At 49.6% G+C, this 12,105-nt stretch carries 13 protein-coding genes; 7 read left to right on the top strand and 6 right to left on the bottom strand.

What is annotated here, in order from left to right:
* Window positions 1-132: 132 nt before the first annotated feature.
* From JHL22_RS10750 to pyrF, 5 genes are all read left to right on the top strand, one after another.
* On the top strand, window positions 133-1,593 hold the full coding sequence (locus JHL22_RS10750) for a short-chain fatty acyl-CoA regulator family protein (RefSeq protein ID WP_200237176.1): 1,461 nt from the start codon (window positions 133-135) through the stop codon (window positions 1,591-1,593).
* Window positions 1,594-1,774: 181 nt separating this feature from the next.
* Window positions 1,775-2,062: a co-chaperone GroES gene (locus JHL22_RS10745; RefSeq protein WP_200237123.1), complete on the top strand. Its 288-nt coding sequence runs from the start codon at window positions 1,775-1,777 to the stop codon at window positions 2,060-2,062.
* Between the two features lie 64 nt (window positions 2,063-2,126).
* Window positions 2,127-3,773, top strand: coding sequence for a chaperonin GroEL (gene groL / locus JHL22_RS10740; protein ID WP_200237122.1), 1,647 nt, complete (start codon window positions 2,127-2,129; stop codon window positions 3,771-3,773).
* A 232-nt stretch (window positions 3,774-4,005) separates the two neighbouring features.
* On the top strand, window positions 4,006-4,353 hold the full coding sequence (locus JHL22_RS10735; protein ID WP_407926772.1) for a diacylglycerol kinase: 348 nt from the start codon (window positions 4,006-4,008) through the stop codon (window positions 4,351-4,353).
* A 6-nt stretch (window positions 4,354-4,359) separates the two neighbouring features.
* On the top strand, window positions 4,360-5,181 hold the full coding sequence (gene pyrF / locus JHL22_RS10730; protein ID WP_200237119.1) for an orotidine-5'-phosphate decarboxylase: 822 nt from the start codon (window positions 4,360-4,362) through the stop codon (window positions 5,179-5,181).
* A gap of 21 nt (window positions 5,182-5,202) precedes the next feature.
* Here the strand turns inward: pyrF and JHL22_RS10725 are convergent, their stop codons facing one another.
* From JHL22_RS10725 to ribBA, 6 genes are all read right to left on the bottom strand, one after another.
* Window positions 5,203-5,715 carry a CinA family protein gene (locus JHL22_RS10725; protein WP_200237117.1) on the bottom strand — a complete coding sequence of 171 codons (513 nt, stop codon included), beginning with the start codon at window positions 5,713-5,715 and terminating at the stop codon, window positions 5,203-5,205.
* Between the two features lie 78 nt (window positions 5,716-5,793).
* On the bottom strand, window positions 5,794-6,354 hold the full coding sequence (locus JHL22_RS10720) for a phosphatidylglycerophosphatase A family protein (protein WP_200237116.1): 561 nt from the start codon (window positions 6,352-6,354) through the stop codon (window positions 5,794-5,796).
* A gap of 45 nt (window positions 6,355-6,399) precedes the next feature.
* Window positions 6,400-7,374: a thiamine-phosphate kinase gene (gene thiL / locus JHL22_RS10715; protein ID WP_200237109.1), complete on the bottom strand. Its 975-nt coding sequence runs from the start codon at window positions 7,372-7,374 to the stop codon at window positions 6,400-6,402.
* Window positions 7,375-7,380: 6 nt separating this feature from the next.
* On the bottom strand, window positions 7,381-7,827 hold the full coding sequence (nusB, locus tag JHL22_RS10710) for a transcription antitermination factor NusB (protein WP_200237173.1): 447 nt from the start codon (window positions 7,825-7,827) through the stop codon (window positions 7,381-7,383).
* A gap of 26 nt (window positions 7,828-7,853) precedes the next feature.
* Window positions 7,854-8,399: a 6,7-dimethyl-8-ribityllumazine synthase gene (gene ribH, locus JHL22_RS10705; protein ID WP_200237105.1), complete on the bottom strand. Its 546-nt coding sequence runs from the start codon at window positions 8,397-8,399 to the stop codon at window positions 7,854-7,856.
* Between the two features lie 34 nt (window positions 8,400-8,433).
* Entirely contained in the window at window positions 8,434-9,585 is a 1,152-nt protein-coding gene (ribBA, locus tag JHL22_RS10700) for a bifunctional 3,4-dihydroxy-2-butanone-4-phosphate synthase/GTP cyclohydrolase II (protein WP_200237102.1), read from the bottom strand.
* A 441-nt stretch (window positions 9,586-10,026) separates the two neighbouring features.
* Here ribBA and JHL22_RS10695 point away from each other — a divergent pair, with 441 nt between their 5' ends.
* Window positions 10,027-10,509 (top strand): MarR family winged helix-turn-helix transcriptional regulator, encoded by a 483-nt coding sequence (locus JHL22_RS10695; RefSeq protein ID WP_200237100.1) that lies wholly within the window; start codon window positions 10,027-10,029, stop codon window positions 10,507-10,509.
* A 47-nt stretch (window positions 10,510-10,556) separates the two neighbouring features.
* Window positions 10,557-12,095, top strand: a complete 1,539-nt coding sequence (glpD, locus tag JHL22_RS10690; RefSeq protein ID WP_200237097.1) for a glycerol-3-phosphate dehydrogenase — start codon at window positions 10,557-10,559, stop codon at window positions 12,093-12,095.
* The last annotated feature ends 10 nt before the right edge of the window (window positions 12,096-12,105 follow it).

Here is a 12,105-nt window from a genome sequence, read left to right as displayed (position 1 = left end):
TTACGCAAAATTACCGGAAATTGCATTAATAACAAGGCGAATATTGGTAAACTCCATACTGCACATTTGCGAATTTTGCGAATTTTTTACTTAATCAGCATTATTAAACCGGTATTAGATTCAATGGCCACCATGCGAAAAGTATTTATGGGCGTGCGGTTACGCCGGTTGCGCGAAGAGCGCAAATTGACCCAGATAGGGCTAGCCCGCATGCTGGGCCTGTCACCCAGCTACCTGAACCAGATCGAACAGAACCAGCGGCCATTGACCATGCCGGTCCTGCTGCGTTTGAGCGAAGTGTTCAATATGGACGTCAACACATTTTCAGACGACGAACAAACGCGAATGGTCGCTGCGCTGCACGAAGTGGCGGCTACCCTGCCGGCATCGGCGCTTGGCGGACACGAAGGGGCCAGAATATCACAGGCCGAAATGCGCGAGATCGCCACGAATATGCCGGCTGTCGGCCGGGTTTTGATTGATCTGCACCGCCGTCACCGCGAAGCAGCGGAGCGGCTGGAAGCCATGACTGAAAAAATGACCCATCAAGATCCCGGCAACCCTGCAGACGCACTGCTCATACAGACACAACCCTACGAGGAAGCACGCGACTTTTTCTTTACCCATCACAATCATTTCGCGCAGCTCGATGCGCACGCGGAGCAATGCCATACCGCCTGGGGGCTGGCTAACGTATCCACACCTGGCCTGGCGGACCGACTGGCGCAGCGCTTGCGCAAGCAACACGGCGTTATAGTGGACACCCTGCACGCCGAAAAGGGCCTGCAACGCGCCTACAACCCGGCGCTGCGGCAGCTTAGCCTGCCCCTGCATCTCACACCCGGACAGCGGGCCTTTCAAATGGGAACACAATTGGCATTTCTGGAATTGGATACCATGCTTGAACGCATGGTGGACGTGCCACGCTTTTCCAGTCAGGCGGTACGTAAATTAGTACGCCTGGGCTTGGCCAACTATTTTGCGGCAGCGCTGATCCTGCCCTACCAACAGTTCCTGGCCGCTGCCGAGCAATTGCAATATGACATCGATCTGTTGGGACAACGGTTTGGTGTCAGCTTCGAGACCGTTTGTCACCGCCTGAGCACCATGCAGCGACCCGATGCAACGGGCGTGCCGTTTTTCTTCATCCGCGTGGACCGCGCGGGCAATATATCCAAACGCCAGTCTGCGGCCCACTTTCATTTCTCTCGTGTCGGTGGCGCCTGTCCTTTATGGAATGTCTACGAAGCCTTCTCCAGTCCCGGGCGGATTCTCAGGCAACTGGCGCGCATGCCCGACGGACGTGCGTACCTATGGATTGCGCGTACCGTCTGCAGTCAGGCCGGCGGCTTCGGACAACCAACAAAAGATTTCGCTGTCGCACTGGGTTGCGATGTCGCGCATGCCCATCGGCTGGTTTATGCAAAAGGGCTGGATTTCAGCAATCCGGATATTCCCACACCCATCGGCATGGGCTGCAGGGTATGCGAGCGGCCACAATGCGCACAACGCGCGTTCCCTTATATTGGCCGGGAACTGGACGTCAATGAAAACCTCAGCAGCATCGCTCCCTACCCTATGAACAGTCCTTAAATTCCGACCCATAGCGCAACCCTACATTCAACAAGTATCCGACTAAAATGTAACATTTCAAAATCCACCCCTTGAAAAATTCAGGATCGTCCTTATAATTAGCACTCAAGGGAGTCGAGTGCTAACAACCGGCTCCTTAACGATTTTTTAACTCAACTTAATTAGAGACAGGAGTTTCTCCATGGCATTGCGTCCTTTACAAGATCGCGTCATTATCAAGCGCTTAGACAACGAGCTGAAAACAGCATCAGGTATTGTTATTCCTGACAGCGCTGCTGAAAAACCTGATCAAGGTGAAGTTATTGCTGTTGGTCCAGGCAAAAAAACAGAAGATGGCAAAGTATTGCCCATAGACCTGAAAGTTGGTGACAAAGTATTGTTCGGTAAATATGCCGGCCAGTCTGTAAAAGTAGACGGCGAAGAGCTACTGGTTATCCGCGAAGAAGAAATTCTTGCGGTAGTAGCCTAATTTAAATGCATATTTTGTCTGCGCCTGAAGCAGACAGCATTCAAACAAAATCAAGGGATTAAAAATGACTGCAAAGCAAGTATTATTTGGTGATGATGCACGCGTTCGCATCGTTCGTGGTGTAAACACACTGGCAAACGCTGTTAAAACAACATTGGGCCCTAAAGGCCGTAACGTGGTACTGGAGCGCTCTTTCGGTGCCCCTACCGTTACTAAAGACGGTGTTTCAGTCGCCAAAGAAATCGAACTGAAAGACAAATTTGAAAACATCGGTGCACAACTGGTTAAAGAAGTTGCTTCCAAAACATCTGACAACGCAGGTGACGGTACCACTACCGCTACCGTATTGGCTCAGGCTGTCGTAGAAGAAGGCCTGAAATACGTTGCTGCCGGCATCAACCCAATGGACTTGAAGCGTGGTATTGACAAAGCCGTTGCCGCTACGATTGAAGAGTTGAAAAAACTGTCCAAGCCTTGCACAACCAGCAAAGAAATCGCCCAGGTCGGTTCCATTTCTGCCAACAGCGATTCTTCTATCGGTGACATCATTGCCAACGCCATGGACAAAGTCGGTAAAGAAGGCGTCATCACTGTTGAAGACGGCAAATCACTGGACAACGAACTTGACGTTGTTGAAGGTATGCAATTCGACCGTGGGTATCTGTCTCCCTACTTCATCAACAACCAGGAAAAACAGGTTGCTGCCCTTGAAGAGCCATTTATCCTGATTTTCGACAAAAAAATCAGCAACATCCGTGACCTATTGCCCGTACTTGAGCAAGTTGCCAAATCAAGCCGTCCCCTGCTGATCATTGCTGAAGACGTTGAAGGCGAAGCACTGGCTACCCTGGTTGTTAACAACATTCGTGGCATCCTGAAAACAACGGCCGTTAAAGCACCTGGTTTCGGTGATCGTCGTAAAGCCATGCTGGAAGACATCGCTATCCTGACTGGCGGTACCGTTATCTCTGAAGAAACCGGTATGTCTCTGGAAAAAGCCACGATCGAAGATCTGGGCCAGGCAAAACGCATCGAAGTTGGTAAAGAAAACACCACCATCATCGACGGTGCTGGCGTTAGCGCAAACATCGAAGCCCGCGTTAAACAAATCCGCACTCAGATCGAAGAAGCCACTTCCGACTACGATCGTGAAAAACTGCAAGAGCGTGTTGCCAAACTGGCTGGCGGCGTTGCCGTTATCCGTGTAGGTGCTGCTACCGAAGTTGAAATGAAAGAGAAAAAAGCACGTGTTGAAGATGCATTGCATGCAACTCGCGCAGCCGTTGAAGAAGGTATCGTTCCTGGCGGTGGCGTAGCCCTGATCCGTGCCAAGAAAGCCATTGCTGAACTGAAAGGCGCCAACGCTGACCAGGACGCAGGTATCAAACTGATCTTGCGTGCCATTGAAGCGCCTCTGCGCACGATCGTTGCCAACGCTGGCGAAGAGCCTAGCGTTGTTGTTAACAACGTTGCCAGCGGTACAGGCAACTATGGTTACAACGCAGCCACCGACGAGTACGGCGATCTGGTTGAACAAGGTGTTCTGGATCCAACCAAAGTAACTCGTACAGCACTGCAAAATGCAGCCTCTGTCGCCAGCCTACTGCTGACAACAGAAGTCGCCATTTGTGAATCTGCTGAAGACAAACCTGCTCCCGCAATGCCTGACATGGGCGGTATGGGTGGTATGGGTGGTATGGGCGGATTCTAATCCGTCTGTTAAACGGTAATTCTCCCTTTTACCGTTAACCACAGGAACCCGGGCCATGGCCCGGGTTTTTTTGTACCCAAGCGCTTATTAAAGCGTCAGGCAAGCAAGTTGAACTACAATAACGCCTGTGATGCATTGAACATCAGCCATAACAATTTGCCGGTTGCCATTACCCTTTTACTTTAAAACCATGACCCTACCTAATGAATCTCCGTTTAAAAGCAAAAATGGTATGCATCGCATTTTTAAAGCAACGCAATATTCCGTACAGGGTTTACATGCCGCCTTCAAACATGAAGCCGCTTTTCGCCAGGAATTGCTCTTGTGTGCCATCATGACACCGCTCGCATTCTATTTGGGCCGCAGCCTGCTTGAAACCTTGTTTTTACTTGCAACGCTGGTTAGTGTTCTGGTTATTGAATTGCTAAATTCCGCGCTTGAGGCACTGGCTGATCAAGTCAGCCTAGAGCATCATCCACTGCTAGGACGTGCTAAAGACCTTGGCAGCGCCGCTGTCATGCTCACACTTGTATTTACCACCATCGTCTGGATTGCTATTGCAATCGACCCATTTATTTGATTTAGTATGACTTTTACCGAAAAACTGGAAGCCGCCTGGAAAAACAGCAACTCCTTATTGATGGTAGGACTTGACCCCGATCCAAACCGCTTCCCCCCCTGCATCCAACAAAGCAAACAGGCTATTTTTGATTTTTGCAAAGGCATTATTGATGCCACCGCACCCTATGCATGCGGCTTCAAGCCACAAATCGCCTATTTCGCTTCTGAAGGCGCCGAAGATCAACTGGCGGCACTCTGTGACTATATTCACAAAACCTACCCCCACCTTCCGCTCGTGCTGGATTCAAAGCGCGGAGACATCGGCACAACGGCAGAACATTACGCCAAAGAAGCCTATAAACGTTATCAGGCTGATGCCGTTACCGTTAATCCTTATATGGGTTTTGATTCAATAGAACCCTACCTGGCCTGGCAGAACAAGGGCGTGATTATTTTATGCCGCACCTCAAACCCCGGCGGGTCCGACCTGCAGTTTTTTGAATCATCAAGCGGAGAACCCCTGTACCTGCACGTTGCTTCATTAGTGGCAGAAAAATGGAATCGGCATGGCCAATGCGGCCTGGTGGTCGGTGCCACCTTCCCAGATGAGCTGAAAAAAATCCGTGAACGGGTCGGCGATGACATGCCTTTGCTGGTGCCCGGCGTTGGCGCCCAGGGCGGCGACATTAACAGTACCGTACAGGCTGGCCAAAACAGCCGTTCTACCGGCATGATGATTAATTCTTCGCGCGCCATTTTGTACGCCAGCTCTGGCGACGACTGGCAAGAAGCAGCCGCCGCAGTAGCCATGCAAACCCGCGATGCCATTAATGCGGCACGTGGCTAACCCGGCAAAATATCTCTTGGGTTAATTTTCTTCCAGAATCTTGCTGGCGGTAGTCAGTGCAAACAACACTGACTGCCGGCGTACCTGCGTTCTGTCTCCGGTAAAGTGCCGGATAAAAGGCAAGGTTACAACACCCTCTTTCTTTCTAAAAGCAATGGCAAAGCATACCATCCCTACCGGTTTGCCTTCGGTGGCGCCAGTAGGCCCGGCAATGCCGGTGGTGCTAATGGCGCAAGTGGCTGTAACAGCCTGGTTTAAGGCCCCTTCAGCCATTTCAATGGCCACCTGCTCACTGACCGCACCAAACCTTTGCAAGGCTTGTTCATTAACGCCCAGCGCCTCTATTTTGGATTCATTCGTGTAAGTAACAAAACCACGATCAAACCATTCGCTAGATCCCGCAACAGACGTAATCGCACCGGCCAGCAAACCACCCGTACACGATTCTGCGGTGGCCAGCAACCAGCCTTTGGTTTTTAAAATTTCACCCAAGCGACTTGCCGCCGCAAATTCCTGCCCTGAATATTCTGTCATGACGCTTCCCGTAAACAGCAAGTCCGGGCTGGCATTAAAACCGCCTGACCAGCCTTTACCTTACCCATTTTTAGTTACTCAAACACCAACCAGACGCATCAGGATGGCAATAACAAACAGCGTATAAGCTGAAGCCAGCAAATCATCCCACATAATGCCAAAACCGTTTTTTAATTTTGCATCAAAATAACGGATTGGCGACGGTTTTACAATATCAAAGAAACGAAACAACACAAAAGCAACCAGTTGCCATACCAGGCTCATGGGAGCAATAATAAACAGCACCAGCCAGAAGGCCACAAATTCATCCCAGACGATACCACCATGGTCATCGGTCTTCAGCTCTTTGGCCGTATAGTGGCAACAATACGTACCATATAAAAAAGCCAACAGCAAAAACAACCCCATTAACAACTCATTGGCAAATACCTGCTGCAAAGGCCACCATAACAACCAGGCAAGCAGGGTTCCCCAGGTACCCGAGGCAGGGCGCAATAAACCGGAACCCAAGCCAAAAGCACAAAAGCGGTGAATATTGCCCGTCACCCATGAAAAGCTGGGCCAGTTGACCGGATTCTTTTTGTTATTTAGTGATCGGCGGCGGAAAACAGATTGTTGCTGGGAGTTACTTTGATCCATTAGCGTGTGTATTCTTTTAATGAAAAGGACATAAGGTTAATTATATTAACGAAAATGATCAAATCCAGAAGGCAGGTCCTGAATTTCAATTAAATCCTCGTCCAGAACTTTAAGTTTATTGCCCGATGTAATGGAACCGATCATGCTTAATGAAAGACCTGATTCATTGCCCGCCATACGGATTTTTTTTCTGGCCGATGCGGGTGCTGTAAAGCATAACTCATAAACATCGCCACCACCTAGCACTGCTTTTAATTTTTGTGCCGGTGCAAAGTGGGTAATGGCAGGATTAACAGGGATCTGGCTGACATATAAAACCGCGCCCTTGTTACTGGCCTGCAAAATATGGCTCAAATCCTGCAATAGGCCATCGGAAATATCAATGACGGCATGGGCAAGATTGCGCAAAGAAAGCCCTAACTCAACCCGGGGAGCGGGCATTTCCAGGCAGGGACGGGTTTTCTCCAGTAACTCATGCTCGGGGTCGCTTAGTGCTTCACCCTGTTGTGCCCGCATTAGCAATGAAAGCGCTACATCGGCGGCCCCCAGGGGCCCTGAAACCCAAATATCATCGCCGTCACAGGCGCTGGCACGGGTCAGGAACGGAGCCCTGACAGAGCCGAATACGGTAACGCTGATGATAATTCCCTGTTCGCTTCGGGTGGTATCACCACCAATAAGCGGGCAGCCATGTTTATTAGCCAACGCATGAAAGCCGGCAGAAAAACGTTCAAGCCATGAATGATTGAAATTGGATAAACCCAGACCCAGGAGACAGCCTATGGGCTTGGCCCCCATCGCCCCAAGATCGGACAGATTGACGGCCAGTGCCTTATGACCCAATTTGAATGGATCAATATCAGAAAAAAAGTGCCGACCTTCCAGTAGCAAATCGGTACTGGTGGCCAGTTGTGCGCCAGGCTCAACATCAAACACGGCACAGTCATCACCGACCCCAACACGTACGGATGGGGCCTGATGTGTAAAAAACTGCCTGATTAAATCAAACTCTCCAGCCATTACCGGTTAGCGGCCGGCGTTGACTTCGGCAGACCTGACTTCGGCTGCCAGCTTGTCGAGCACACCATTGACAAACTTGAAGCCATCGGTACCGCCAAATTCTTTAGCCAGCTCAACCGCTTCGTTAATGGCCACTTTATAAGGAACCTCGACATGCTTGATCAGCTCGTAGCTACCAATCAGCAAAATTCCGTGCTCGATGGGAGACAGCTCGTTGAGCGGACGATCGATAAAAGGCGTAAACTGTTCGCGAAGCATGGGCGCATCGGCAAAAACACCGTGCAGCAGGGTCTTGAACCAGACCCTGTCTGCCTCGGCGAAGTCTTTATCTTCCTGAATATGAGCATCGATGGCACCCGCCTCTCGCAGATCTTTATCACCGCTGATCAGCCACGCGTAAATGCCCTGCAGGGCAAATTCACGCGCGCGACGACGGGCACTTCTGTTGTTCATTTTATTTTTATCAGTCACTCGATATCCTATTTATCATCTTCATCGTCGAAATCGTCATCATCACGATCATCGTCGTCTTCATCATCGTCGTCTTCATCGTCATCTTCCATCTCGGGGACCAAAGCAGCAGACAAATTGGCCATTTCAACGGCTACCTGTGCACAATCCTTGCCTTTTTGGGCGGCACGAACCTGAGCCTGTTCATCGTTCTCGGTGGTTAGAATCCCGTTTGCGATGGGAATATTGGTATCCAGCGTTACCCGTGTGATGGCCGCCGCGCTTTCATTGCTCACAATTTCGAAGTGATAGGTTTCACCTCGAATAACCGCGCCCAACGCAATTAACGCATCAAACTCGAACGTTTCTGCCATTTGTGCCAGTGTGAGACCAATTTCAAGGGCTCCTGGAACGGTTACCACCATGATGTCACGCTCATCAACGCCCAGCTCGCCCAATTCCTGCAAGCAAGCTTCCAGCTCGGCAAAGCCGATTTCCTCGCTAAAGCGGGCGCATACGATACCGATATGCAGGCCTTCGCCGTTAAGATCAGGGGCTAATGTATAAGGTTTCATAACGCTTCCTATAATTCAGAGTGTGTGGGCAAATTCATTGAGAGGCAGATTCATAACCAGTTACCGTTAGTGAGTAACCGGCCATGCTTGGCATTTTACGTGGAACTGCCAGCAAACGCATGGTTTCCACGTTCAAATCACGTAATATTTGTGCACCTACACCATAAGTGCGCAAATCATAGCGATCTGTTTTTTTCTGGGCGGATTCTTCTTTACCCCATTGCGCCATGGTTTCAACCAAAGATTGGGCCGAACCCTGGCAATTAAGCAAGACCAGTACGCCACTGTCAGCGGCAGAAATTGCCTTCAGGGCTTCGGAAACACCCCAGCTATGCTCGCTGTCTTCGGTGTTTAACAAATCAAGCACGGAAAGCGGCTCGTGTACACGTACCAGCACTTCTTTGCTTGGGCTGATGTTGCCATGCACAAGCGCAATATGGGGTGCCCCTGAAGCCTTGTCTTTATAGGCAACGGCGCGGAATTGGCCCCACGGTGTTTTAAGCGGGCGTTCACCCAGCCGCTGTATCATGGACTCATGCTCACTGCGGTACTGGATAAGATCTGCGATGGTACCGATTTTAAGGCCATGCTCTTGGGCAAACACGATTAAATCGGGCAAGCGCGCCATGGTGCCATCCGTTTTGAGAATTTCACAAATAACCGCCGCAGGTGTTAAACCCGCCATGGCTGTCAGGTCACAGCCCGCTTCGGTATGGCCGGCACGAATAAGCACCCCGCCCGGAACGGCCTTGACCGGAAAAATATGCCCTGGATTAACCAAATCGGAAGGTTTTGCATCACGGGCAACGGCCACCTTGATGGTATGCGCCCGGTCGGCAGCCGAAATACCGGTGGTCACCCCTTCGGCTGCTTCGATGGAAACCGTAAAGTTAGTACCGAAACTGGTCCCATTGTTACTGGCCATAAGTGGCAATTCAAGTTGCTTGCAGCGTTCTTCAGTCAGGGTCAGGCAAACCAGGCCACGCGCATGCGTCACCATGAAGTTAATGGCCTCGGGGGTAATAAACTCGGCAGCCATCACCAGGTCGCCCTCGTTTTCCCTGTCTTCTTCATCAACCAGAATGACCATACGCCCCATTCTGAGTTCATTGACAATTTCAGAAACGGGTGAAATATCAAATTTTTGTTGTGGTACTAAGGCTTGTTCTGTTGCAGATGATGTCATAACGTAAGTTCCGGACAAATACGAGCGTTATTGAAGATAACAACAATAACGAAAAGAGGCTATTTTACCCATAGTATAGGAAGAAAATAAGTAAATTGTGATACTGGGCATATTGTAACAAGCTCTATCGCTATTTATGCCAATACCCACTGGCTGACCACCGTTATTTATGCCTTGTTTGCCTGATTACGCATATTTTCCGGGACAGCAAAAATATTTAGATACAAAAACCAAAAAAAGCAATACGGATGTGTGAATGAAATTTACCGTTTCACACTGATTTCTTGATTTAAATTTAAATAATTTGTTTTATAGTTCAATATTATTTGTTCCATATTATGAAAGACAGGTTTAAAATAACAACATGTTTAATTAATCTTAACTTAAAACAAGATTATCCTGATTCACCCAACTACCCTATTACCTCTCTCAGGAGGAACTATGCAAAACGACCTGGAAACACGCGCACTGGAATCCGACAACCAGGAGCTCAAGCTTTGGCTACGCCTGCTTACCTGCAGCAATCTTATTGAAAATAAAATACGCAGCCACCTGCGTGTTGAATTTGAAACCACCCTGCCACGCTTTGATTTAATGGCTCAGTTAGCCCTGGAACCCAAAGGTATGAAGATGGGCGATTTATCCGATCGGCTAATGGTTAGCAACGGCAACATCACCGCCATTACCGGCCAACTTGAAAAAGAAGCGTTAATTGTCCGTATTGTCAATAAAGAAGACCGTCGCAGCACTTTTATCAAACTCACCCCCAAAGGGCGGCGCCAATACAACAAAATTGCCAAGGCTCAAGAAATATGGCTGCAGGAAATTTTTGACGGCCTGTCCCAAACCAGCCACCGAAGCCTGTACAAATCCCTGGCAGATCTTAAAAAACGCATTCTACTAAATACCGAAGACGTAGAATAAAGGGCTAACCTTAACGGTTAAGCGACAGTACCGATACTGGGATGGCAATGAATACAACAGCGGCGCAATGTATTGATAATGTGGATGTTCTTATTATTGGTGGTGGTATTAACGGTACGGGTATTGCCCGGGACGCAGCCGGCAGGGGCCTGAAAGTATTACTTTGTGAGAAACAGGACCTGGCGGGTGCCACTTCTTCGGCCAGTAGCAAGCTTATTCACGGTGGACTCAGATATCTTGAACAATATGAGTTCCGACTGGTACGGGAAGCATTGGCCGAACGTGAAGTGTTACTTCACAATGCCCCGCATATTGTTCACCCCATGCGGTTTGTATTGCCACACAACAAAAACCTCAGGCCTGCCTGGATGATCCGCCTTGGCCTGTTTTTGTATGACCATCTGGCCAAACGCTCCAAAAACCTGCCTGGCTCACAACAAATACCCCTGGCAAATACATCTGCTTATGCCCTCCCCCTAAAGGACAGCATCAAAAAAGGCTTTATTTATTCCGATTGCAACGTGGATGACTCGCGCCTGGTTATTCTTAATGCCATAGATGCACAAACCCGTGGTGCACAAATTCTACCCCGTTGCGAATGCATCGGGCTTAAGACACAAAACAATACCTGGCTGGCCACCTTACGGCATCAAGATGGCACTACTCGTATCGTACAGGCAAAAATCCTGGTTAATGCCGCAGGCCCCTGGGTGGACAACATACAAAACCTGGCTGCCCAACACGGCAGCAACGCCACGGGCAAGCGCAAACTGCGTTTGGTCAAGGGCAGCCATTTGGTTACGCCCAGGCTTTATGAAGGCACGCACGCCTACATACTGCAAAACAAAGACAAACGGATTGTCTTTGTAACCCCTTACCGCAACGATTTTTCAATGATTGGCACTACCGATATCGATTTCCACGGTGATCCAGCCAATGTGGCCATATCTGCCGAAGAAACTGATTATCTGCTGCAGTCGGTCAATGCCTATTTCAAACAGGCCATCCGCCATGAAGATATTGTTTCCACCTGGTCAGGCGTGCGCCCCCTGTATGATGATGCCCATGGCAATGCCTCCACCACAACCCGTGATTATGTGTTTGACGTGAGCGGGGGCACGGGTTCCTCTCCCCCGCTGCTGTCTGTTTTTGGCGGAAAAATAACCACTTATCGCAAACTTGCCGAACACGCGCTTGAAAAACTGGCACCTTTCACCGGCAAACCCCAGCCCTGGACCCATGCAGCCCCCTTGCCAGGAGCCGACCTGCCCAATGCAGACATAAATCTTTTCATTTCACAATTACAAAAGAACTTCCCCTGGCTGCCTAAAAGCACCGCCAGCCGCTATGCCTGCGCCTACGGTACGCTTGCCTTGCTCTTCCTGGCGGAAAAAAATAGCATTGAAAGCCTTGGGCAACACTTTGGCCATGATTTATACGAAACCGAAGTGAAATGGCTGCAAGCGCATGAGTGGGCAAATTGCGCGGAAGATATTTTATGGCGCCGGACACGGCTTGGCCTGTATTTCACCCCTGAACAAACCCTTGCTTTACAAAAATGGCTTAAAAAACATACCATTAGATGAAATAAACATT

Source organism: Advenella mandrilli, assembly GCF_016595155.1.
In the GTDB taxonomy this organism is placed as follows: Bacteria; Pseudomonadota; Gammaproteobacteria; order Burkholderiales; family Burkholderiaceae_B; genus Advenella; species Advenella mandrilli.
Note: the sequence above shows the minus strand (reverse complement) of the source record. Positions and strands in the feature narration are given on the sequence as shown.